Source organism: Alcaligenes sp. SORT26 (assembly GCF_017377875.1).
In the GTDB taxonomy this organism is placed as follows: domain Bacteria; phylum Pseudomonadota; class Gammaproteobacteria; order Burkholderiales; family Burkholderiaceae_B; genus Alcaligenes; species Alcaligenes parafaecalis.
The window spans coordinates 3,426,531-3,449,334 of record NZ_CP070975.1 but is presented as its reverse complement, the minus strand read 5'-3'; the positions used below and the strand labels follow the sequence as shown (position 1 = coordinate 3,449,334).

The window sequence follows — 22,804 nt, the reverse complement described above, 5'->3', positions numbered from 1 at the left end:
CATGAACGTATTGTCCGCCCCCGCCCTGCCACACGGTTTACCGCCCCTGTCAGACGAGCTGAAAAAACACGTCGCGCAGGTTAATAGCTATCTCCTGGACCGCATCGAAGATGAGGGCGGCTTTTTGCCCTTCGACCAATGGATGCACCACGCGCTGTACGCACCGCATCTGGGCTACTACACCGGCGGCAGCACCAAATTCGGTAGCAACCAGCCTACCGGCGACTTTACGACCGCACCAGAGCTCTCCCCTCTGTTTGCACAGACCTTGAGCCGTCAGGTCATGGAAGTGCTGGAAGGCAGCCAATCCCTATCCATTCTGGAGTTTGGCGCAGGTAGCGGGGCTCTGGCCGAAGCGCTGATTAGCGAACTGCGTAAACAAGGGATAGAGCCGCAGTACTCCATTCTGGAAGTGTCCCCGGATTTGCGCGCACGCCAGCAAGAGCGTCTGGCGCCTTTACAAGCCCAAGTGCAATGGCTGGACAGCACTCCGCACGCTTTTAAGGGCTGCGTCATTGCCAATGAGGTTCTGGACGCCATGCCAGCCAGCCTGTTCACCTTTGATGTGGAAGGCAGGGTGTTGGAGGTAGGTGTCATCGCTGCGGACGACAGCGCGGCTCAGGGCCTGCCTGCGCCCTTTTATCTGGCCACGCGCCCCGCTCCCGAGCATCTGGCTTCTTTGGTGGCCGAGCGTGTGGAAGCCCAGCCTTTTTACCTGTCAGAAATCAATTTGCAAGCCGAGGCGTGGGTGCGCAGCATGGGGACCTGGCTAAAGCATGGTGCAGCCATTCTGATCGACTACGGCTTTCCGCAGCGCGAGTACTACCACCCACAGCGCGATAAAGGCACCCTGATGTGCCACTTCCGCCACTTTGCTCATGCCGAGCCGCTGGTGCTGGCGGGTTTGCAGGACATTACGGCCCATGTGGACTTCACCGCAATGGCCGATGCCGCACTGGAAGCCGGGCTGGATGTGCTGGGCTACACTAGCCAGGCACGCTTTTTGATGAACTGTGGCGTTACCAACTTCCTGGCCTCGCCACCGGAAGATCCGTCGCCAGCCGTGCAGCAACAATGGGCGCAGACCATGAGCGCAGCGAACAAGCTGCTGTCTGAAGCGGAAATGGGGGAACTGTTCAAAGTGCTGATGATTGGCCGCGATATTTCAGCCCCCATGCTGGGCACAATGAACGGAGATAGACGCGAGCGTCTGTAACGCTGCCTTGGATACTCTTCAAGTGCATCTTCCTCCAAGCTCATAAGCAGAGATGAGTAAACGGCAAGGCATATACCTTGCCGTTTTTACGTACAGCAACCGTGACAAAAGAAATCCCTCGAAACATCGCACCCGAGACGAATACAGCAGGGGAAAAAATAAGCGGCCAATAGGCCGCTTGTTTTTCTGAATTTGCTCTTCAGGCTGTTCCCAACTACACAAGTTGCTCCAAAGCCGCCAGCCTGGCAGCTCGCACCGCTTCACGAATTTTGCCTGGCTCGGCCTTGTACTGTGCGGCAACCGCCCCGGCATCCACACTGGCCATCACCTTGCGCAGAAAATCCCATTCCAGCTCCGGGACAGCCTCCAAACAAGCGGCCGCACTGATCAATTGAATAAAGCGTTCGGGCTTGCGCAGGGCATCCAGCGACTCCATGACTTGCAAAGCCGATTCCACATCGCTGCGTGGTTGCAGTAAGGCGGGACTGGCCAAGAGCAGCGGCAACAAACGGGCCTGATCACGCCATTCAGACGGTGCTCGAATCTGCTCGGCAACCTGTCCGGGAGCGTCTGAACCATGACACAGGACGGCAAAGCAACTTGCCATCTCCAAACGTCTGTCTTTGGCGATCTGAACCTGCTTGCCAATGCTGTCGCTATAGAGCAAACCGGGCATGACGCGCTCCAGCGCCCCCACTTCCCGCAGAACCTCGAACATGCGAGCGGGCTGGCTGGACGACAAACCTTTAGCAATTTCCAGATAGATACGCTCCGGCACCAGCTCATCGACCTCGCCCTGCTCCACCAGATCACGCGCCAAGGCCCAGGTGTCGTCTGCCACGGTGAAGTCGGTAAAGCGCGCAGCAAAGCGTGCCAGACGCAATAAACGCACCGGATCTTCACTGAATGCAGAGCCTACATGACGGAACAGGCGGGCCTGCAAATCAGCCAGGCCATTCAAAGGATCGTGCAGATTGCCTGCGGCATCGACAGCCATGGCGTTGATGGTCAGATCACGACGGCGTAAATCGTCGGCCAAGCTAACGTCTGTACCGGTGTAAAAGGTGAAGCCCTTATAGCCACGGCCCGACTTGCGCTCGGTTCGGGCCAGCGCAAATTCTTCTTTGCTATGGGGCTTCAGAAAAACCGGGAAGTCACCGCCCACAGGGACAAAGCCTCGGGCGGCCAGATCCTCGGGGCGGGCACCGACAACGACCCAATCTTTATCGCCCGCAGGCATGCCCAACAAGGCATCACGTACCGCACCGCCCACCACATAGACCTGCAAGCCTTCCAGTACAAGATCTGGCGGCCCCATCAGGGCCGCCAATGCGGTTTGCTGCCGTTCATCAAGCATGGGCTGAGTCATCAAGGCGCAATCGTACCCAAACGCCCTTTCAGCGATTGAGGTTGACCGCTAAACATCATGGCGTAGTACGTGGCGTTAGACAGGACGTTTTTCACGTACAGGCGCGTCTCGGTAAACGGAATGGTCTCGGCAAAAATCGCCCCTTCCACCGAACCGTTCAAACGCGAGCGCCACTGAATCGGACGGCCAGGGCCTGCGTTATAACCGGCCGACGCCAGAACCTGAGAGCCGCCCAACTGACCTAAAACGATATTCAGGTAATTGGTGCCCAGTACGGTGTTGACCTCGAACTCGTTAACCCGCGCAGGCGAGAAATCGTGCATATCGATCTTGTTGGCCACCCATTTGGCCGTTGCAGGCATCAACTGCATCAAACCTGATGCCCCCACGCCGGAACGTGCATCAGTAATGAAGCGCGATTCCTGACGAATCAGGCCATAGACCCAGGCCGGGTCCAGATTGATGGACTTGGCCTGCTCAGTCACACGGCCTTCAAAAGGAGCGATAAAGCGCTGGCTGAAGTCGATCTCGTTCTTGGTCAACAAGGAGGTATTCACCACCCGGTCGTAAATATGCTGCTCACGCGCGAACTCTGCCGCAGCACGTAGCTGTCTGTCGTTCATGCCGCGCAGCGCAAAGTTCCACTCTGGCACAGCTTCAGGACGCCAGCCCAGCTTGAACAGTTCCACCGCCCGCAACAGGCCTGCATTGGTACGGGCATCCTGCATGTCCAAAGGCGTCAAAGGCTGTGGCTGAGGGGGCAAGGAAGGCGTCATTCCCAACTCTTCGGTTGCCAACTGCCCGTAAAAGTTGAGATCGCCCACAATGGATTGGAACTTGGCACGAGCCTGATCTTTATGACCCAAGGCATCATGCGCACGAGCCGACCAGTACACCCACACCGGCTCGGCCTTCTGCGCATCATTCATCTTGTCGATGGCAGCAGAGACATGCTTCCACTCGATGCTGGGCTGACGCAACTCAGCGCGTACTTGCCAGGCGTTGTTGTAATCAGTCATGGCGGTACGACCGGAGCGGCGATACCACGTCGCGGCATCACTCTCTACTCGCAGGGCACTGATCAGACCAAACTGGCCCCACACCCAATTCAGGTTTTCCTGAGGAATTTTGCCTGCCCAGGTGCGATCAATATATGCCGCGGCAGTATCACGCTGACCGCGACCCAAACGGGACAGAGCCAAAGCAACCAGTTCCGGGTTTACCGAACTGTTATTGACGTTCCGATCCAGCCACTTCTGTGGTGCAGCCATCAAGGCGGTGTAATCCTTCATCTGCGGCGCAGTGAAAATAATCGCCGCCAGACGGCGAGCCTGGGCTGTGCGGTTATTTTCCAGAGCATCACGCATCAGATCACGGACCTGATTCTTGCTGACAACTTTACGAGCATACAGTTGATCCAGCGCCGACCAGCAGGCCTGGCTGGGTGCAAAGGAAGCCAGCAAATCTGCTACATCCACAGATTGACCGGCCACGTTCTGAGCCGACGCAACGGCACACTTCACGGCTGAAGTCGGGGCATGCACAGGAGCCAGTTCACGCACCAGGGCATAGTTGCCGGTGCGAGCTGCCGCCACAATCCAGTCCGACTTCAGGCGATTTTCCAGGTATTCATCCTGATTGCTGGCCAGAAACAAACGAACTTGTTCATCCGGCACTGGCGTCGCGGCATCTTGCAGGATGCGGCGCAAGCGCCAGTACTGAGCATAAGAACCCAGCACAGGGTCATCCGCCGCTACCGGAGCCAAGGCATCCAGCGCTGCCCAGCGTTTGGCTTGCACCGCATCGCGGGCGTCGACCAGAGCCTGACGCGCAACGGGAGGAACGGCCGGGACTCGATCCCAACGGCGTACGGCTTCTTTGGCAGGCTGCAACACCATCGCTTGTTGAGCGGGGGCAGCCTCCGAAGAATGAGTCTGGGCTTGTGGCGATTGCGAACCCGCACAGCCGACCAAACCCAGAGCAAACACCACCAGGGCGCTCAAGGACGGACGAGGGAGCGCGGATGCCATGCCCCAAGCCGGGGATTTCTGGTACTTTAGCTGGTTGATACCCATAGTGACGGCCTTTAGAAAATCACCCATGATTCAGAACGTAGAGCATAACGCAGCCGCGCTGCGCACGCGACTAAAAGACCTGCGTGCAGGACAGCCCGCCATTGATACCAACCGGGGCGCTTTGCTGATCCGGGGCCGTTTGTTTACCTGGCTGGCCACCAACCGCAGCCGCCTGCGTGAACAAGGTCGTGCCGAACCCACTACCATTGCCGCTTTCTGGCCAATGGCACAAGAGCCTGATCTGCGCCCCTTATTGGTTCAATGGGTCGAAGAAGAAGGTTTGAATGTCTGTTTGCCCGTGGTCACCGAAACAAATGCTCCGTTGAGCTTTGTAGAGTGGACACCCGAAACAGAGATGGAACAGGGACGTTACGGGATTGAAATCCCCACTTCCACCAAAGCCATGCGACCCGACATCGTTCTGGTCCCGACCTTGGGCTATACCCGGCAGGGCGACCGCCTGGGATATGGCAAAGGTTATTACGACCGAACCCTGGCTGCACTGAAAGAACAAAACCACGCCTTTACCAGTATCGGTATTGCCTGGGCGGTGGGCGACTTGTCGGGCCAATCCTACCAGCCTGCCGAGCACGATCAGCGTCTGGACAGTATTTTGACTGATAAAGGCTGGGCTGTGCCCGCTCCGGAACTATAAGTAACCCGCTACCACAAACTGTTTAATCGAAAGCTCTGTTTACAAAGCCGTCAATGAAACCGGAAAAGGTACAGGCCATATAGCCGCCCCATGAAAAAACCCGCCAAATCCATCAGGCGGGTTTTTTTATTGCTACGCGAAGTGCTTAGCGCCAGGTCAGATTCGGCAGAATAGCCATGCTCGCATCGGCCCCGTTCAAGGTGTACATGTGAATGCCAGGCGCCCCGCCATCGAGCAGGTCCTGACACAAACGTGCCACCACATCGATACCAAACGCGCGAATCGATGCACGGTCATCACCAAAATCAGCCAGACGCAGACGAATCCAGCGTGGCACTTCCGCACCACACATGGTCGAGAAACGCAGCAACTGGGACGAATTGGTAATGGGCATGATACCCGGCGTGATCGGAATCGTGACGCCTTGTGCCTGGGCTCGTTCCACAAAACTGAAGTAGGAGTCCGGGTTAAAGAAGTACTGGGTGATCGCGCCATGCGCACCTGCATTGACCTTGTTCACAAAGTGACCCAGGTCGTCCCCAAAGCCGGTGGCTTGGGGGTGCATTTCCGGATAGGCCGCCACTTCGATATGGAAGTGTTCCCCATAATTCTGGCGGATAAAAGCCACCAGATCGCTGGCATAGCGCAGCTCGCCCGCGTCACCGCCCATACCCGAAGGCAAGTCACCGCGCAGGGCAACAATACGGCGGATGCCCTGGTCGCGGTAATTGTCGAGCATCTCGCTAAGCTGTGCCGGTGCCGTACCGATGCACGACAAGTGCGGTGCCACATCAAAGCCCAGTTTTTGCAGCAGTGCTACCGCATCGACCGTGCCCGCACGGGTGGAGCCACCGGCTCCAAACGTCATGCTGACATAGGCGGGGTTCAAACCCATCAGGGACTTGGCGGTACGCACCAGTTTTTCCTGCGCCGCGATGTCTCGCGGCGGGAAAAACTCCAGGCTCAAGGTTTGCTTATTGCTCATTTCATTAACAGTCCCGACAACAATCCGGAGACCAAGCTGTAGACGATAGCCCCGATCACGGCCCACCAGAAGCCTTCAACCTGAAAGCCTTTAAGGATGGAGCCCGCAAACCAGAATACCAAAGCGTTAAGTACCAGCAGAAACAAGCCCAAGGTCACAATGGTGATGGGCAAGGTCAGCACAATCAGCAAAGGTTTGACCAAGGTATTGAGCAAACCCAGTACCAGCGCTGCTATCAGGGCCGAGCCAAACGACGCCACGGTAATACCGGGCAGAATGTAGGCAACAACCAGCAAGGCAACAGCATTCAGGATCCAGACAAGTAGCAAAGTCATGATAGGGCTCCAAGAATAAGCGTCCGAAGACGCCGATGCGTTTTAGTAGCGGTAGTGCTCGGCCTTGAACGGCCCTTGCACAGGTACGTTGATGTAATCCGCCTGTGCCTGGGACAAGGTAGACAGATTCACACCCAGTTTCTTCAGATGCAAACGTGCCACTTTTTCGTCCAGGTGTTTGGGCAGTACATATACTTTACCTGTTTCGTAGTGCTCGCCACGAGTGAACAATTCAATTTGTGCAATGGTCTGGTTCGTGAACGAAGCCGACATCACAAACGAAGGATGGCCAGTGGCGCAGCCCAGGTTCACCAGACGACCTTGAGCCAGCAAGATGATGCGCTTGCCGTCAGGGAAAATGATGTGGTCAACCTGAGGTTTGATCTCTTCCCATTCCAGGTCTTCAATCGAAGCCACGTCAATTTCGTTATCAAAGTGACCGATATTGCACACGATGGCCTGATCTTTCATGCGATCCATATGCGAACGGTTGATGACGTGGTAGTTACCGGTAGCGGTCACGAAGATATCAGCCTTGTCGGCGGCTTCTTCCATGGTCACAACGCGGTAGCCTTCCATCGAGGCTTGCAGGGCGCAGATAGGGTCAATTTCAGTAACCCAAACCTGGGCGCGCAGAGCGGCCAGAGCCTGAGCACAACCTTTACCCACGTCACCGAAACCGCAAACCACAGCGATCTTGCCTGCAACCATCACGTCGGTAGCGCGCTTGATACCGTCCACCAGGGACTCGCGGCAGCCGTACAGGTTGTCGAACTTGGACTTGGTGACCGAATCGTTCACGTTGATGGCGGGGAAAGCCAGTTCGCCTTTCTTGGCCATCTGGTACAGGCGGTGCACACCAGTGGTGGTCTCTTCAGTCACGCCCTGAATTTGGCTCAGACGGGTGGAGTACCAGGTCTTGTCAGTTTCCAGACGGGCACGGATAGAGGCGAACATGACGCGCTCTTCCTCGCTGCCTGGCTTGTCCAGAACGGACAGGTCTTTTTCGGCACGGGCACCCAGGTGCAGCAACAGTGTTGCGTCGCCACCGTCGTCCAAGATCATGTTGGCTTGCTCGCCGGGCCAATCAAAAATATCGTGGGCGTATTGCCAGTACTCGGGCAGCGTTTCGCCCTTGACGGCGAACACAGGCACACCGGAGGCAGCAATAGCAGCCGCAGCGTGGTCTTGAGTGGAGAAGATATTGCACGATGCCCAGCGCACTTCAGCGCCCAGGGCCGTCAGGGTTTCAATCAGAACCCCGGTTTGAATCGTCATGTGCAAACTGCCAGCAATGCGCGCGCCCTTCAGGGGCTGGGAGGCAGCAAATTCCTCGCGGGTGGCCATCAGGCCTGGCATTTCAGTCTCGGCAATGGTCAGCTCGCGGCGGCCCCATTCAGCCAAAGAGATATCGGCAATTTTGTAATCGGTAAAAGTCACAGTCGGGCTCCGTTATACGGCACGCAGACTGCACGGAGAGCAAATGAATTCTCACCAGCAGCCCGCCATGCAGGTCGTGGTGAGCGTCGTTCTCCAAGGTGGATACCACCTATCCATGCCCCGAGCCTGGCAAGACCGCAGTCTTGTCGCAACGCCCCTCAGGGATGGCAAATTAATGTGGGTGATTGTACCTGTTTGGATCGTCTTGGGAAGCGGACCCGGCCAGGAAAGCACGATATTTTTATCGCAAGAACGGTGCAAGCACCTGGCTCGTGTATTGACAGACACTGGGTCCCGATCACATCAACCGTCCTTGCTATGCGCACGATCAAATCAGAACAGCATGAACCGGCAATAAAAAAGCCAGTCAGATTCAACTGACTGGCTTTCTCTACCAAGGGCCTGAACGGCCGGGTATTTCCGCGACTTAAATAGCCTGACGCAAGGTTTGGGCCTTGTCTGTCGCTTCCCAACTGAACTCGGGCTCGCTGCGGCCAAAGTGACCGTAGGCAGCCGTCTTGGTGTAGATGGGGCGCTGCAGGTCCAGCATTTCGATGATGCCGCGTGGGCGCAGGTCGAAATGTTGGCGGACCAGTTTGGCGATTTCGGTATCCGGAATCACGCCGGTGCCTTCGGTGTAAATGGTGATGTTGATTGGCTCGGCTACACCAATGGCGTAGCTCAACTGCACCTGACACTGACGCGCCAGACCGGCGGCCACGATGTTCTTGGCGACATAACGAGCGGCATAGGCTGCGGAACGGTCCACTTTGGAGGGGTCTTTACCGGAGAAAGCACCACCACCGTGAGGGCATGCGCCACCGTAGGTGTCCACAATGATCTTGCGACCTGTCAGGCCGCAATCGCCTTGAGGACCACCGATCACGAACTTGCCGGTGGGGTTCACCAGGAAGCGGGTTTTTTCAGTCAGCAGGTCCGAAGGGAAGCAAGGACGAATGATGTGTTCGATCACGGCTTCGTGAATGTCTTTCTGGGACATTTCAGGAGCATGCTGCGTGGACAGCACCACGGTGTCTACTTCTGTCGGACGGCCATCCACGTAGCGGAACGTCACTTGGGACTTGGCGTCAGGACGCAACCAGGGCAGACGACCATCTTTGCGCAGTTCGCTCTGACGCTGCACCAGACGGTGGGCGTACCAGATGGGAGCAGGCATCAGATCAGGGGTTTCGTCGCAAGCGTAGCCAAACATCAGGCCCTGGTCGCCAGCGCCTTGGTTCAGCAGCTCTTCAGGGCTGCGATCCACGCCTTGAGCGATATCGGGCGACTGCTTGTCGTAGGCCACCAGAACGGCGCAGGACTTGTAATCAATGCCGTAGTCGCCATTGTCATAGCCAATACGCTTGATGGTGTCGCGGGCAACCTGGATGTAATCCACGTTGGCGTGCGTCGTGATCTCGCCAGCCAGCACCACCAGACCGGTATTGCACAAGGTCTCGGCAGCAACACGCGCCTGAGGATCTTGCTCGAAAATAGCGTCCAGGATGGCGTCGGAAATCTGGTCGGCAACCTTATCGGGGTGGCCTTCAGAGACGGATTCGGATGTAAAGAGAAAGTCGTTGTTGTTCACAGCGTAGCTTCCTTTAATAAGGGCTGATAATCAGCACGAGGTTGAACAAACTGCGTTGCACCTCGAAGCCAGCGATGTGGATACGATAGACGGGGCGCGACGCTTTAGCGGTTTATAGTGGGCAGCTTGCCGCCCGATCGCTCCGCAAGTTGTCGTTTAACTCAGCGATACAATCCATTTTAAGCGAAAATACGTAATCATTTCAGCAAAACTTCACATTAAAGGATTGCCTGGCCCATGCTAGTGGCTCTTTTGCGCTTGATGGCTCGCCTGCCTTTACCCGTCCTGCATGGCCTGGGTAGAACCATAGGCCGACTGATTTACGCCTTTCCCGGACGCTATCGCCGCCGTCTGCAAAGCCACTGTCGCCAAGCGGGCTACGACTCTCCTGCTTTCTTTCGGCAAGCCGCCGGAGAAACAGGTGCCATGATTGTGGAAACCCCGCGCGTCTGGCTGCATCCACAAGCCTGTCTGGACCGCTGCACAATCGACAATCTGCCCATGGTCCAGGAAACGCTGGCCGAAGGTCGCGGCATACTTTATCTGACTCCGCATCTGGGCTGTTTTGAAATGATTGCGCGCTATTTTTCCGGCGTGGACCCGATGACTGTGATGTTCCGCCCACCCCGTCAGGCGTTTCTGGAACCCTTGATGGTGGAGTCGCGTGAACTACCAGGCCTGCATGCAGTCCCAGCCAATATCAAAGGCGTGCGCGAACTAGTTCGTGCTTTTCGCCGAGGCGAGTCGGTCGGCATGCTGCCCGATCAGGTTCCCAGCGGAGGAGATGGCGTTTGGGCGCCTTTCTTTGGTCGCCCTGCCCTGACCATGACCTTGGCAGGCAAACTGGCCCGACAATCCAATGTGCCCATCATCGTGACGGCCACAGAGCGTCTGCCCAAAGGCCGCGGCTTTCATATTCACACCTTCCGCTTGCCTGAACCCTTGCCTGAAGATCCTACCGAACTGGCCACCTTGATCAATGCCTCCATGGAAACCTTGATCCGGCGCTTTCCGACCCAGTACCTCTGGGCCTACAACCGCTACAAGGTTCCGCATGACGCGCCCCCTTTGCCTGGCGATGCCACACCATGAGTTTTAATTCCTACCCGCTGCTCAAATCCATTTTTTCCTACTTTGGCCGCGCCTCGGTACGGACGCGCCAGCGTTGGGGATCTGTACTGGGTGGTCTGGTGCATCGCTTCGCCTCCCGTCGCCGTCACATTGTACGCACCAATCTGGACCTGTGCTTTCCCGACACCCCGGAAAGTACCCGGCGCGAATGGGAAAAGCAGCACTTTCGGCTATTGGCACAATCCTATCTGGACCGCGGCCTGCTCTGGTTCGGTTTACCCAGCACCATCCTGAACACCTTGCACCTGACGGGCGAAGAACACATTACCCAGGCGCTGGAACAAGGGCGCAAAGTCATGCTGCTGGTGCCCCACTTTCTGGGTATGGATGCCGCTGGCACCCGGCTGTCCATGTCGATCTCGCCTTTGGTAGCCTTTTACACACCACAGCGCGATCCCCATGTTGATCGTCTGATGTATGAAGGCCGCAGCCGCTTTTCCTCGGTACCGCTGATTTCCCGCAAGGACGGTATTCGTGGTTTGATGCGTGCATTGCAAAAAGGCCAACCTATCTATTACTTGCCCGATATGGATTTCGGCAGCAAAGGCTCGGCCTTTGTGCCCTTTTTCAACGTGCCTGCCGCCACCCTCCTGTCCACCGCCCAGATCGCCCGTAATCAGGATGCCTTGGTTATCCCGGTGATTTCACGCGTGGATGCGGAAACCGGCCACTACCATATTCAGGTACTGGAACCCATGTCCGACTTCCCTGGCGAAGGCTCGCTGGAAGAAGCCACCGAGCGCATGAATGCACTGATTGAAAAATATGTGCGCGAGGACCCGCCGCAGTATTATTGGGTTCATCGGCGCTTCAAAACCCGACCCGAAGGTCAACCCGGCATCTACTAGACCCCATCATGCACAGCCCCACCACTCCCCAGCCCGCTTCCTCGATTTGGCGTTTCAGCAAAATGCACGGAGCAGGCAATGACTTTGTCATGCTGGATGGTGTGACGCAGACGATTGAGATGACGCCTGAACGGGCCCGCGCCCTGGCAGATCGTCATTTCGGTATTGGGGCCGACCAGATTCTGCTGGTCGAGGCCGCCACCGAAACAGGGGCCGATTTCCGCTACCGTATCTTTAATGCAGATGGCAGCGAAGTTGAACACTGCGGCAACGGCGCACGTTGCTTTGTCCGCTTTGTACACGAACAGGGCCTGTCATCGGCCAACCCTTTACGCGCACAAATTCGTACCGGCATCATCAGCCTGAATGACGACCCGCAGCGCGGTGTCGATGTGATGATGGGCACCACCCGCTTTGCCCCGGCAGATGTAGGCTTTGACAACAATGGGCTGGAAACGCACAAGCAAGGCGAAGACTCACTGTGGCTCTTGCCAGTGCCCGACCAAACCGCCCCTGTAGCCTTGTCGCTGGTCTCGATCTCCAACCCGCATGCCGTGCAGGTCGTGAACGATGTGAAACAGGCTCCGGTTGCCACCGTAGGCCCCTTCATCGAATCCCACCCTCGTTTTGCCAACAAAGTGAACGCGGGTTTCATGCAGATTATTGATCCTCACCATATCAAGCTGCGCGTCTATGAGCGCGGGGCAGGCGAAACCCTGGCTTGCGGCACAGGGGCTTGTGCGGCTGTGGTAGCGGGCATACGCCGGGGATTGCTCCAAAGCCCGGTTGTCGTGGATACTCGTGGAGGCAGTCTGCGCATTGAATGGGACGGACAGGCGCTACGCATGAGCGGCCCGGCCCAAACTGTCTTTACCGGACAAGTCGATATAGATGCACTGTGTGCATCCTTAGCCAGAAAGGAAACCTTCTAGACATGGATACCCCCAACAGCCTTAGCGCCGTGGAAGTGGCCCAGTTTTTGAAAGCCAACCCTGATTTCTTCGACGCGCACGCCGATGTTTTCGCCAAGCTGATGGTGCCCCATCCGCACCAAAGCCGCGCCATTTCCCTGGGCGAACGCCAAATCATATTGCTGCGTGAACGCGGCAAGAAAACCGAACGTCAATTAGCAACCCTGGTCGCCAATGCCCGTGGCAACGAGAAAATCTCGCGCCAGTTGCACCAGTGGAACTGCCAGATGCTGGCCGAGTCCGATCCTGCCGCCCTGCCCGAACTGATTTGCAGCAGCCTGGAGCGCATTTTTGAAATGCCCGTGGTGCGTCTGCATTGCTGGAACCCGGACGAGGTACTGGCCGATGACCCGGTGGCCAGTTGGGGCTACACCTTGATCAATCCCTATTGTGGGGCCAGGCGCGAACAGGAGTTCCTGGCGGATCTGCAACAAGACGCGCAGTCTGTGGCAATCGTGCCCTTGAAGTGCCCCGATTCCAGCACCCTGTTTGGCCTGCTGGTTCTGGGTTCACCCGAAGCCACACGCTTTACAGCCGATATGGGCACCGACTTTCTGGAAGGTATTGGCGAACTGTGCAGCGCCGCCCTGCAGCGTTTGCACAAGCCCAGCACCGTTAATCAAAGCGAATGTCCGGCCTGAAGAAACAAGACCGCTCCCCTTCCGGGGAGCCTTCCAGGCAGCCCGCCGCCCCCCAGGCCCTCAGCCCTGCCATGCAAAGCTGGCTGCATCAACTAAGCCATGAGAAACGTTATTCGGAACACACGCTCAGTGCGTATCGCAATGACTTGCGCCATTTGCTGGCGCAATACCCTGGCATCGATCCCGACACGCTCAATCAGACTCAATTGCGGCAAGCTGCTGCGCGCTTGCATGCTCAAGGCCTGGCACCTCGCAGCCTGGCCCGCATTCTGGCGGCGTGGCGTGGCTATTATCAGTCGCGCACCAAGGAACTGGGCTGGCCCTTGAATCCGGCGGCCAGCCTGAAGGCGCCCAAGATCGGACGTCCTCTGCCCAAAGCCTTGTCCGTAGACCAAACCCAGCAGTTACTGGACAGACCCAGCGCCCCCCTACAGGACGACCCTGTTAGCTGGCGCAATCAGGCCATGTTTGAGCTGTTTTATTCCAGTGGCCTGCGTTTGGCCGAACTGGTCAGCCTGGATACGCACTATCACCAGGACCCGCAATACCAGTCCAAAAGCTGGCTATTGATGGAGGATCATGAACTGGTGGTCAGTGGTAAAGGTGGCAAGACGCGTCGTCTGCCTATAGGCGAGAAAGCTCTGCATGCCCTGCAGCAATGGCTGGGGAAACGTACGACACTGGCATCATTGGCGACCAGCGCCGATGCCAGCGCAGCCCTGTTTCTAGGGGCCCGCGGTGCACGTATTCACCCGCGTGTCGTGCAGCAAGAGCTGGAAAACTATGCCCGTGCCAGTGGTCTGCCCGTGCATGTACACCCGCACAGCCTGCGCCACAGCTTTGCCAGCCATCTGCTGCAATCGGCTCAAGACTTGCGGGCAGTACAGGAGCTATTGGGTCACACCAATATTTCTACGACCCAGATTTACACCCGTCTGGATTTCCAGCATCTGGCCCAGGCTTACGATCAGGCCCACCCTCGGGCACAACGCAAAAACCGGGCCAGCGACAAGCCGGATGAATGAATCAGGGCTGCAAGGCTTTGATCAGTTGATCCGTGTTCGAGCGCATCATGCCCAAGTAGGTATCTACACCTGATCCAGGCGCACCCAAGGCGTCGGAATACAGTGTGCCACCGACTTTCGCGCCGGTTTCCCGAGCCACCTGCTCCACCAGTTTCGCGCTAACCGTATTTTCTACAAAGATGGCCTGAATCTGCTCGCTGCGTGCTTGCTGAATAATCTGTGCAATATCGCGCGCCGACGGCTCTGCCTGGCTGGACACGCCGACCAAGGGAATAAAGCGCATGTCATACGCCTTGCCCATATAAGAGAAAGCATCGTGCGAGGTAATCACCTTGCGCTTTTCAACGGGCACGGCCTGCAAACGAGTCTTGATGGAGTCGTCCAGTTCCTGGATACGCTGCGCGTAATCCTTGGCGCGACGCTGGTAGTACTCGGCATTGGCCGGGTCAGCTTGTTCCAGACCTTTGCTGATATTACGAACATAGATCTGTGCCAGGCCCAGGCTTTGCCAGGCATGCGGGTCCTGACTGCCATGCTGATGGCTATGGGCGTGGCCACTGTGATCTTTCTCATCCGCGTGTTGATGATCATGAGCGTGATCATGCGCAGGCTCATGGTCGTGATCGTGATCGTGATCGTGATCGTGGCCAGCATGGTCGTCATGCCCGCCCTCAAAAGCCAAAGGCGTAATACCCTCTGTCGCCACAACCTGCGGCCCCGTATAGCCCGCAGCCTGCTGCAAACGTGGCAGCCAACTTTCAAACTCCAGACCATTAATCACCAACAACTGCGCGCTGGCCAAGGTCTTCGCGTCGCTAGGACGCGGCTCAAAAGAGTGGGCATCACCATTGGCTGGCACGATAGTGCTGGCCATCACCTTATCCCCGCCAATCTCCTTGACCATATCGTTCAGGATGGAGAAGCTGCTGACCACTCGCAAAGGCTCAGCCTGTACCGACAAGCTGGCCGCCAGCAATCCCAGGGCCAATACCGTACGGCCTGAATAGATGTCTCGCATTTTCATCAATCGTGCTCCAAGAGAGAGGCCATGCGCCGACGCCGTGCACGCCATTGGGAATAAGCACGCAGCAAACCGCCTTGGGGGCCAAGGGTGATAGAAAGAAAATAAAACGCGCCGGCCGCCAGGATGATCGCGGGCGAGGCAGGCACGTTGTAGTAATACGAGAACAGCAGACCCAGATACGCACTGACCATGCCCAGCAAGGCCGCCACCAGCATCTGGCGTCCCACGGAATACACCCAGAACCGGGCCGAGGCAGCGGGCAGCATCATGATCCCCACCACCATCAAGGTTCCCAGAACCTGAAAGCCAGCCACCAGCGTGATGACCAGCATGAACAGGAACAGCATGTGAACCACGGAGCCGCGCCCACCTTGGGTACGCAGAAAAATCGGGTCCATGCACTCCAGCACCAGCGGTCTGAACACCAGGGCCAGAATAATCAGCGTGACCGTTGTGCTACTGGTGACCAGAAGCAAAGAAGCATCGTCCAGGCCCAGCACCGTGCCAAACAGCACATGGATCAAATCCATATTGGAGCCACGCAGCGAAACCAGCAGTACCCCAAGCCCCAAGGACACCAGATAGAAGGCTGCAAAACTGGCGTCCTCGCGTTGCGGGGTGAGGCGGGCCACCAGGCCAGCCAGCAAAGCCACAACCAGACCCGTAATCATGCCACCCAGCGCCATCGCGCTTAGCGACAGACCGGCTGTCAGAAAACCAACCGCTACACCGGGCAAGATGGCGTGTGCCATGGCATCGCCCATCAGGCTCATACGGCGTAAAACCAGGAAAACACCCAAAGGCCCGGCCGCAGCGGCCAAGGCAAACGAGCCTGCCAAGGCACGTTTCATGAATCCAAAATCGATGAAGGGGCCAAACAGGATGTCCATGAGCGCCATCACAGGTAGTCCCCCGCACACAAATGGCGAGCCAGATGCAAGTTCTCCGGGGTCAATACCGCCTCGGTTTCACCCCAACCCACCACCTGTCCGGCAAGCAGCACGGTTTGCGGAAAACAGCTACGCACCATATCCAGATCATGCAGCACGGCCATCACGGTACGGCCCTGTTGGTGCCAGTCCAGAATCAGCTTCATCAATTCGTCCGAGGTTGCGCGGTCCACCGCTGCAAACGGTTCATCCAGCAGCAAGATCTGGGCATCTTGCATGATCATGCGGGCAAACAAGGCACGCTGTAACTGACCGCCCGACAAGGTTCCAATCGAGCGTCGCGCAAAGTCAGCCAGACCCACCTGCTCCAGCGCATGGCCAATACGTTCATGCTCTGCTTTAGGGAAACCACCCCAGGCACCCACACGTTTCCAGGCTCCCATTGCGACCAGATCATGCACTGTCACGGGAAAGCTCTTGTCCAGATCGCCCATCTGCGGCAACAAGGCCAGTTGATGCAGAAAGCCGCTATCAACCACAATGCGGCCTTTAAGAGGATTGATTTGCCCAGTCAGCCCCTTGAGCAAGGTAGATTTCCCCGCTCCATTCGGCCCGACAATCGCTGTCAGGGAGCCGCGAGTGAAACAGCCGCTAATATCCCGCAAGGCGATCTTGTCTTTCCAGCCCAGCGCCACATGATCGAGTTCGATCAAGGTCTGATTGTCCGTCATGGGTTTACCACGCGCCCAATGCCCAGGCCGTCATTGCCCACAAGGCGGCGGCCACGCACACAGCGCCCAGTACGCGCTGCCCGGCCGAGGCCAGCAAAAGCGAACGGCGCGGTGCCGGACTACGGGAAGTCGAGGAAAATTGAGAACAGGACATGAAACAGGGATAATGCGGCGAGAGTGGAAATTTATTTTTCCAAAGATGTTATAACATAACAAACCACCTATCAAGCGCCATGCCTGTACATATTCTTACGCCCAACGCCATTGAAGACCAGCTTGCGACCGCAGAACAGCTTTGTCTGGAGCGCGGTAAACGGCTGACTTCAATTCGCCGCCAGGTGCTGGAAATCCTGATTCAGGCCCAGCGCAGCTTGCGCGCCTACGAACTGCTGGATCTGGTTCGTGAGTTCCAGCCAGGTGCCAAGCCCCCAACCGTTTACCGCGCCCTGGACTTTCTGACAGAAGAAGGTCTGATCCACCGTCTGGATGCCGTCAATGCCTGGACGGCCTGTGTGGATGCCGGTGGCCACCCCCACGACTTGCTGATTGTCTGCACCCAGTGCGGCACCGTGGTGGAACTGTGTGCTCCGGACTTGAGCCAGAAGCTGGCTGATTGTGTACGTGGGGCAGGCTTTGCCCTGTCTGGCCACGAAACCGAATTGCGCGGTCTGTGCCAACGTTGCGTTGCCGCTAAAAACGAGCGAAAACCCTTATCTGCCCCCTAAAACGTGGTATTTTGCCGCCAATCAGTATATATTCCCCGATCTATTGGCAAACCTCTGTGAATTTTTACAGATCACCGTTTGCCCAACAGGCAAGGCTGTGATGTAATCGCACGTTGTTTTCGTGCGGAGCAGATGGGTGCAGGAAGCCGCGGTTGGAGCCGTGCCTTGTACCTTTCGCCCGCCACTGCGAGGCATGTTTATGAACGCGGCATCAGATCTGAAAAACATGGTTCCAGTCACTGTTCTGACTGGTTTTTTGGGCGCTGGCAAAACCACGCTGCTCAAGCGCATCCTGAGCGAATATCACGGTCGACGCATTGCCGTCATCGAAAACGAATTCGGACCTGAGGGCATCGACAATGAATTGTTGGTGCAAGATTCCCAGGAAGAAATCGTCGAGCTGAGCAACGGCTGCGTCTGCTGCACTGTGCGCGGCGACCTGATGCGCACCCTGAACGATTTGCGCGTTCGCCGCCAGGCGGGCGAACTGAAGTTTGAGCGCGTCATCATCGAGACCACCGGCATGGCTAACCCCGGCCCGGTCTGCCAGACCTTCTTCATGGACGATGATATTGCCGACTACTATCGGCTGGACGCGGTCATTACCGTTGTGGATGCCAAACACGGCATGGCCACACTGGACCAACAAGAAGAAGCCCAGAAACAGGTTGGTTTTGCAGACCGCTTGCTGATCTCCAAAAAAGATCTGGTCAATGATGTGGATTACGAGGCCCTGCGTGCCCGTCTGGTCCGCATCAACCCGCGAGCCACCATTACGCCGGTTCACTTTGGTGAAACCAATATCCAGGAAGTGCTGGAAGTCAGCGGTTTCAACCTGACCTCCATTTTGGACATCGATCCGCAATTCCTGGCCGAGCAACATCCCGATGCCGATGATGGCCATGATCACCACCACGATCATGCGCACGGTGACGAAGGCGACTGCGGTCCTGACTGCGGTCACCACCATCATCACCATCACCAGCACGCTGCTCACAATGACGAGATCGGTGCTTTCGTGTTCCGTTCGGATCGTCCTTTCGATCCCGAGCGTCTGGAAGACTTCCTGTCCGGCATTGTCCAAGTATTTGGACCAGATCTGATGCGCTACAAAGGCATTCTGTATCTGAAGGGCATCAATCGCCGTATGCTCTTCCAGGGCGTACACATGATGATGAGCGCCGAGCCTGGCAATGCCTGGCTGGCCAAAGATAAAAAAGGCACCAAGCTGGTCTTTATTGGCCGCAAATTGCCACAAGACATATTCACCCAGGGCTTGGAGAACTGCCTGGTTTGAATTAATTATTCAGTAAATGCGGAGCGATTGCGCGTGACAACAGTTACAGGCTCCCAGACGTCAACAAGAGGTAAGCATCATGGCAACTAAGTCACATGACAGTACTACAACCCTGCTGACCGAGCAGGAGCTTTTGGCGATGCCTGAGTCAGACTACATGAACGCCGCCCAGCTGGAGTTTTTCAAGCATCGCTTGCGCCAGCTTGAACAGGAAATTCTGGCTAACGCGGGTGCCACAACGGAAAACCTGCGTGAAACCCAGTTCGTTCCTGACCCGGCAGACCGTGCCACGATCGAAGAAGAACACGCTCTGGAGCTGCGCACCCGCGACCGCGAACGCAAGTTGCTCAAGAAAGTGCAACAGTCCATCGCCCTGATCGATTCGGGCGAATACGGCTGGTGTGAGGAAACGGGCGAGCCCATCGGCCTGCCCCGTTTGCTGGCACGTCCTACGGCTAACCTGTCTCTGGAAGCCCAGGAACGTCGCGAGAAGCGTCAAAAGATGTTTGGGGACTGATAGGCTGCAAAGCCCATCACCCTGATGAAAAGCCCGCCCGATCATTCTGGCGGGCTTTTTTTTGCCATTTAGTCCGGCCACACCGGCCCGTATCAACGCAGCAGCGTGCCCTCCTTCGCCCCGGTTCAGCGCAGCAACAGAGCACCCGACAAAAACTTCGTTCTGTCATGCGCTTGAAATTTCCTGCCCGACCCCCAGATGGGAACCTTAAAGGAAGGAAATCATGGAACAATTTCACGCCACTACTATTGTCTGTGTACGCCGCGGAGATCAGGTCGCCATCGGCGGCGATGGTCAGGTCACACTGGGCAATATTGTCATCAAGGGCACGGCCCGCAAGATTCGCCGTCTGTACAACGACAGCATCCTGGCCGGTTTTGCCGGTGCGACGGCTGACGCCTTCACCTTGCAAGAGCGCTTTGAAGCCAAGCTGGAAAAGCACCAGGGCAACCTGCTGCGTGCCGCCGTCGAACTGACGCGCGACTGGCGTACCGACCGCGTTCTGCGCCGTCTGGAAGCCATGCTGCTGGTGGCTGACAAGGAGCACACTCTGGTACTGACCGGCAATGGCGACGTGCTCGAACCCGAACATGGCTTGGCCGCCATTGGCTCAGGCGGCTCCTATGCCCAGTCTGCCGCCATGGCCTTGCTGCAAAACACCGATATGGCCCCTGCGGACATCGTTAAAAAGTCGTTGGAGATTGCAGGCGATCTGTGCATCTACACCAACCAGAACCATATCGTCGAAACACTCTGACAGCCGGATACCCCACCATGTCTACACCTAATATGACTCCCGGAGAAATCGTCTCCGAACTGGACAAGCATATCGTTGGCCAGGGCAAGGCCAAGCGTTCTGTCGCCGTGGCCCTGCGCAATCGCTGGCGTCGCCAGCAGGTGGCCGAGCCCCTGCGCAGCGAGATTGTGCCCAAGAACATTCTGATGATCGGACCCACCGGCGTGGGTAAAACCGAAATCGCCCGTCGTCTGGCCAAGCTGGCCAATGCGCCTTTCATCAAGGTCGAAGCTACCAAGTTCACGGAAGTGGGCTATGTAGGCCGCGACGTTGAAACCATCATCCGCGATCTGGTGGATATTTCGGTCAAGCAAACCCGCGAAATCGAAATGCGCCGTGTGCGCACCCAGGCCGAGGAAGCGGCTGAAGACCGCATTCTGGACGTACTGGTACCGCCCTCGCGCGATGCCCACGGTCAGCCCCAGCGTGAGGACAACTCCGCACGTCAGGTGTTCCGCAAACGTTTGCGTGAAGGCAAGCTGGACGATACCGAGATTGAAATCGAGATGGCCCAAGCCATGCCTCGCATGGAAATCATGGCCCCTCCCGGTATGGAAGAGATGACCGAGCAATTGCGCGGCATGTTCTCCGGCATGGGTCAGGAAAAAACCAAGGCTCGCAAGCTGACGGTCAAGGAAGCCTTCAAGCAACTGACCGAAGAAGAAGCGGCCCGTCGCGTCAATGAAGACGATTTGCGCACGGCTGCGGTGGCTAACGCCGAGCAGAACGGCATCGTGTTCCTGGACGAGATCGACAAGATCACCGCACGTGGCGAGAGCCAGGGCAGTGGCGGCGATGTGTCCCGTCAAGGCGTACAGCGAGACCTGCTGCCTTTGGTGGAAGGCACGAATGTCACCACCAAATACGGTGTGGTGCGTACCGACCACATCCTGTTTATTGCCTCGGGCGCTTTCCACCTGTCCCGTCCATCGGATCTGATTCCTGAACTGCAAGGACGTTTCCCTATCCGTGTGGAACTGGAATCGCTGAGCGCCCAGGATTTTGTACAGATTCTGTCGACCACGGACGCATCTCTGACCAAGCAATACGCTGCCTTGCTGGGCACCGAAGACGTGCAACTGGACTTCCGTCCCGACGGTATCCAGCGTCTGGCCGAGCTGGCTTTCGAGGTCAACGAGCGTACTGAAAACATTGGTGCCCGTCGCCTGTACACCGTCATGGAAAAACTGCTGGAAGAACTGTCCTACAGCGCTGGCAGCCACGGCGAGCAAAGCGTGGTTATTGATGCGGACTACGTGAACAAGCAGTTGCAAGAAACGGCAGCCAGCCAGGATCTGGCGCGCTACGTGCTGTAAATCCGGCACTAGATCCAACGCTTGTTCCGCTTGTTGCCGGACAAACAAAAGGGGCAGATTTTTCTGCCCCTTTTTCCATTCTTGTTCGGGTAAGAACCAACACCGTCCCCAGCAGGCGATTGCACCCAAGTTTTCAACAAACTCTGACCTGGCAAAACGCATCAAGCTTAGTGATCGTCAGATCGCCCCCCTCCGACCAGAGCAGACTGACGGCTCTCCTGGATAGGACATAAAAAAAACCGGGTGAACCCGGTTTTTTATCCACCTGCTGAATCCACCTTATTTGCTGATCTTGGTGACCACGTAATCGCCACCATCACGCTTGGCGGTGAATTTCACCTTGTCGCCCGGTTTGATGTTGGCCAGCAAGGCGGGATCAATTTTGTAGACCAGTGTCATGGCGGGCAACTCCAGGTCGCTGATCTCACCATGCTTGATGGTGATCTTGCCAGCCTCGGCATCCAGTCGGCGCACTTCACCTGATGCACTGGCCTCTTGAGCCTGGGCGACCACGACATAGGCCGAGCCCGCCACTACACCCAGAGTTCCCAGCGCCAAGGCAGCGCTTCGTTTCGTCCATGCCATTTTTAACTCCTGCAAATTGGGCAGAGCCAGACAATTAGCTCATAATGCCTACTTTCGGACGCCTGATGCGTCTGTTTCCGATCAAGCATAACGCTAAACCTTTGCAAAAGCATGAGCGAATTTATTAAAGGGTATGTGCTGCGTCCAGCCACCCCCGCAGACATTCCGGCCGTTTTGGGCCTGATGCGCGATATGGCCGCCTTCGAGAAACTGGAACATATTTTCAAGGCCAGCGTCGAGTCGCTACGCAACAGCTTCTTCTCCGATGAGCCCAGTGCCTACTGCCTGGTCATCACCCCGGAAGATCAGCCCAACGCACCAATTTCTTACATTATGTGGTTTTACAACTACTCCAGCTTTTTAGATCGCCGCGGCATCTATCTGGAGGATTTGTACATAGACCCCACCCACCGCAAACACGGTTTGGGTGCTGCCGCACTGCGTCACCTGGCTCAGTTGGCCGTCGCTCAAGGCTGTGGTCGTCTGGAATGGGTGGTGCTGGACTGGAACCAGAACGCCATCGACTTTTACAAGTACCAGGGTGCCCAGGTGATGGAAGAGTGGCGCATCGTACGAGTCACGGGCGATGCTCTGAGCAATCTGGCCAATGGCACCCCCCGCCCTATCGAGGCATAAGGCAT

At 57.0% G+C, this 22,804-nt stretch carries 24 protein-coding genes and 1 riboswitch; of the genes, 13 read left to right on the top strand and 11 right to left on the bottom strand.

The annotated features are described in order from the left end of the window. The first annotated feature begins 1 nt into the window (after position 1). The gene (locus JYG33_RS15730) at positions 2 to 1,216 is read left to right on the top strand and encodes an SAM-dependent methyltransferase (RefSeq protein ID WP_207873112.1); all 1,215 of its coding nucleotides are present in this window, start codon (positions 2 to 4) and stop codon (positions 1,214 to 1,216) included. A gap of 214 nt (positions 1,217 to 1,430) precedes the next feature. On the opposite strand, the gene JYG33_RS15725 is transcribed toward JYG33_RS15730, so the two are convergent. Continuing rightward, positions 1,431 to 2,573, bottom strand: coding sequence for a tRNA CCA-pyrophosphorylase (locus JYG33_RS15725; protein ID WP_243430200.1), 1,143 nt, complete (start codon positions 2,571 to 2,573; stop codon positions 1,431 to 1,433). An 11-nt stretch (positions 2,574 to 2,584) separates the two neighbouring features. Beyond that, a complete protein-coding gene (locus JYG33_RS15720) occupies positions 2,585 to 4,615 on the bottom strand; it encodes a transglycosylase SLT domain-containing protein (RefSeq protein WP_243430199.1) in 2,031 nt (676 codons plus the stop codon). 70 nt (positions 4,616 to 4,685) lie between these two features. Between JYG33_RS15720 and JYG33_RS15715 the strand changes: the two genes are divergently transcribed. Then, complete coding sequence (locus JYG33_RS15715; protein WP_207873111.1) at positions 4,686 to 5,315, top strand: 5-formyltetrahydrofolate cyclo-ligase; 630 nt, start codon at positions 4,686 to 4,688, stop codon at positions 5,313 to 5,315. Between the two features lie 145 nt (positions 5,316 to 5,460). Here JYG33_RS15715 and metF read toward each other — a convergent pair whose 3' ends face one another. The 4 genes from metF to metK all read right to left on the bottom strand — a co-directional run bounded on the left by metF (position 5,461) and on the right by metK (position 9,666). After that, entirely contained in the window at positions 5,461 to 6,300 is an 840-nt protein-coding gene (gene metF, locus JYG33_RS15710; RefSeq protein WP_207873110.1) for a methylenetetrahydrofolate reductase [NAD(P)H], read from the bottom strand. Further along, a complete protein-coding gene (locus tag JYG33_RS15705; RefSeq protein WP_009462594.1) occupies positions 6,297 to 6,635 on the bottom strand; it encodes a phage holin family protein in 339 nt (112 codons plus the stop codon). The genes metF and JYG33_RS15705 overlap by 4 nt, the downstream gene beginning before the upstream one ends. Positions 6,636 to 6,677: 42 nt before the next feature. Continuing rightward, complete coding sequence (ahcY, locus tag JYG33_RS15700; RefSeq protein ID WP_207873109.1) at positions 6,678 to 8,075, bottom strand: adenosylhomocysteinase; 1,398 nt, start codon at positions 8,073 to 8,075, stop codon at positions 6,678 to 6,680. A gap of 74 nt (positions 8,076 to 8,149) precedes the next feature. Beyond that, positions 8,150 to 8,241, bottom strand: a riboswitch (S-adenosyl-L-homocysteine riboswitch). Positions 8,242 to 8,502: 261 nt separating this feature from the next. Then, complete coding sequence (gene metK / locus JYG33_RS15695; protein WP_207873108.1) at positions 8,503 to 9,666, bottom strand: methionine adenosyltransferase; 1,164 nt, start codon at positions 9,664 to 9,666, stop codon at positions 8,503 to 8,505. A gap of 237 nt (positions 9,667 to 9,903) precedes the next feature. On the opposite strand from metK, the gene JYG33_RS15690 reads away from it, so the two are divergent. From JYG33_RS15690 to JYG33_RS15670, 5 genes are all read left to right on the top strand, one after another. Beyond that, entirely contained in the window at positions 9,904 to 10,758 is an 855-nt protein-coding gene (locus tag JYG33_RS15690) for a lysophospholipid acyltransferase family protein (protein WP_207873107.1), read from the top strand. Further along, positions 10,755 to 11,645 carry a lysophospholipid acyltransferase family protein gene (locus JYG33_RS15685; RefSeq protein WP_207873106.1) on the top strand — a complete coding sequence of 297 codons (891 nt, stop codon included), beginning with the start codon at positions 10,755 to 10,757 and terminating at the stop codon, positions 11,643 to 11,645. Before JYG33_RS15690 ends, JYG33_RS15685 begins: the two co-directional genes overlap by 4 nt. Before the next feature lie 8 nt (positions 11,646 to 11,653). Then, entirely contained in the window at positions 11,654 to 12,577 is a 924-nt protein-coding gene (gene dapF, locus JYG33_RS15680) for a diaminopimelate epimerase (protein ID WP_207873105.1), read from the top strand. A 2-nt stretch (positions 12,578 to 12,579) separates the two neighbouring features. Further along, positions 12,580 to 13,257: a DUF484 family protein gene (locus JYG33_RS15675; protein WP_207873104.1), complete on the top strand. Its 678-nt coding sequence runs from the start codon at positions 12,580 to 12,582 to the stop codon at positions 13,255 to 13,257. Between the two features lie 71 nt (positions 13,258 to 13,328). Then, positions 13,329 to 14,282, top strand: a complete 954-nt coding sequence (locus JYG33_RS15670; protein WP_207875889.1) for a tyrosine recombinase XerC — start codon at positions 13,329 to 13,331, stop codon at positions 14,280 to 14,282. Position 14,283: 1 nt separating this feature from the next. On the opposite strand, the gene JYG33_RS15665 is transcribed toward JYG33_RS15670, so the two are convergent. From JYG33_RS15665 to JYG33_RS15650, 4 genes are read right to left on the bottom strand one after another with little or no spacing between them, the layout of a single operon-like run. Next, the gene (locus JYG33_RS15665) at positions 14,284 to 15,306 is read right to left on the bottom strand and encodes a metal ABC transporter substrate-binding protein (protein ID WP_207873103.1); all 1,023 of its coding nucleotides are present in this window, start codon (positions 15,304 to 15,306) and stop codon (positions 14,284 to 14,286) included. Next, positions 15,306 to 16,205, bottom strand: coding sequence for a metal ABC transporter permease (locus JYG33_RS15660; protein WP_207873102.1), 900 nt, complete (start codon positions 16,203 to 16,205; stop codon positions 15,306 to 15,308). The genes JYG33_RS15665 and JYG33_RS15660 overlap by 1 nt, the downstream gene beginning before the upstream one ends. Next, positions 16,205 to 16,927 carry a metal ABC transporter ATP-binding protein gene (locus JYG33_RS15655; protein ID WP_207873101.1) on the bottom strand — a complete coding sequence of 241 codons (723 nt, stop codon included), beginning with the start codon at positions 16,925 to 16,927 and terminating at the stop codon, positions 16,205 to 16,207. The genes JYG33_RS15660 and JYG33_RS15655 overlap by 1 nt, the downstream gene beginning before the upstream one ends. Before the next feature lie 4 nt (positions 16,928 to 16,931). Then, the gene (locus JYG33_RS15650; protein WP_207873100.1) at positions 16,932 to 17,081 is read right to left on the bottom strand and encodes a hypothetical protein; all 150 of its coding nucleotides are present in this window, start codon (positions 17,079 to 17,081) and stop codon (positions 16,932 to 16,934) included. 79 nt (positions 17,082 to 17,160) lie between these two features. Between JYG33_RS15650 and JYG33_RS15645 the strand changes: the two genes are divergently transcribed. The 5 genes from JYG33_RS15645 to hslU all read left to right on the top strand — a co-directional run bounded on the left by JYG33_RS15645 (position 17,161) and on the right by hslU (position 21,578). Further along, positions 17,161 to 17,652: a Fur family transcriptional regulator gene (locus tag JYG33_RS15645; protein WP_207873099.1), complete on the top strand. Its 492-nt coding sequence runs from the start codon at positions 17,161 to 17,163 to the stop codon at positions 17,650 to 17,652. Positions 17,653 to 17,851: 199 nt separating this feature from the next. Beyond that, positions 17,852 to 18,949, top strand: coding sequence for a GTP-binding protein (locus tag JYG33_RS15640; RefSeq protein ID WP_207873098.1), 1,098 nt, complete (start codon positions 17,852 to 17,854; stop codon positions 18,947 to 18,949). A 79-nt stretch (positions 18,950 to 19,028) separates the two neighbouring features. Beyond that, the gene (gene dksA, locus JYG33_RS15635) at positions 19,029 to 19,466 is read left to right on the top strand and encodes an RNA polymerase-binding protein DksA (RefSeq protein ID WP_042488105.1); all 438 of its coding nucleotides are present in this window, start codon (positions 19,029 to 19,031) and stop codon (positions 19,464 to 19,466) included. A gap of 223 nt (positions 19,467 to 19,689) precedes the next feature. Beyond that, the gene (gene hslV, locus JYG33_RS15630; RefSeq protein ID WP_009462614.1) at positions 19,690 to 20,223 is read left to right on the top strand and encodes an ATP-dependent protease subunit HslV; all 534 of its coding nucleotides are present in this window, start codon (positions 19,690 to 19,692) and stop codon (positions 20,221 to 20,223) included. Between the two features lie 17 nt (positions 20,224 to 20,240). Continuing rightward, complete coding sequence (hslU, locus tag JYG33_RS15625) at positions 20,241 to 21,578, top strand: ATP-dependent protease ATPase subunit HslU (RefSeq protein ID WP_207873097.1); 1,338 nt, start codon at positions 20,241 to 20,243, stop codon at positions 21,576 to 21,578. Positions 21,579 to 21,857: 279 nt separating this feature from the next. Here hslU and JYG33_RS15620 read toward each other — a convergent pair whose 3' ends face one another. Continuing rightward, complete coding sequence (locus JYG33_RS15620) at positions 21,858 to 22,163, bottom strand: copper-binding protein (protein WP_207873096.1); 306 nt, start codon at positions 22,161 to 22,163, stop codon at positions 21,858 to 21,860. Positions 22,164 to 22,274: 111 nt separating this feature from the next. On the opposite strand from JYG33_RS15620, the gene JYG33_RS15615 reads away from it, so the two are divergent. Next, positions 22,275 to 22,799 (top strand): GNAT family N-acetyltransferase, encoded by a 525-nt coding sequence (locus JYG33_RS15615; protein ID WP_207873095.1) that lies wholly within the window; start codon positions 22,275 to 22,277, stop codon positions 22,797 to 22,799. The last annotated feature ends 5 nt before the right edge of the window (positions 22,800 to 22,804 follow it).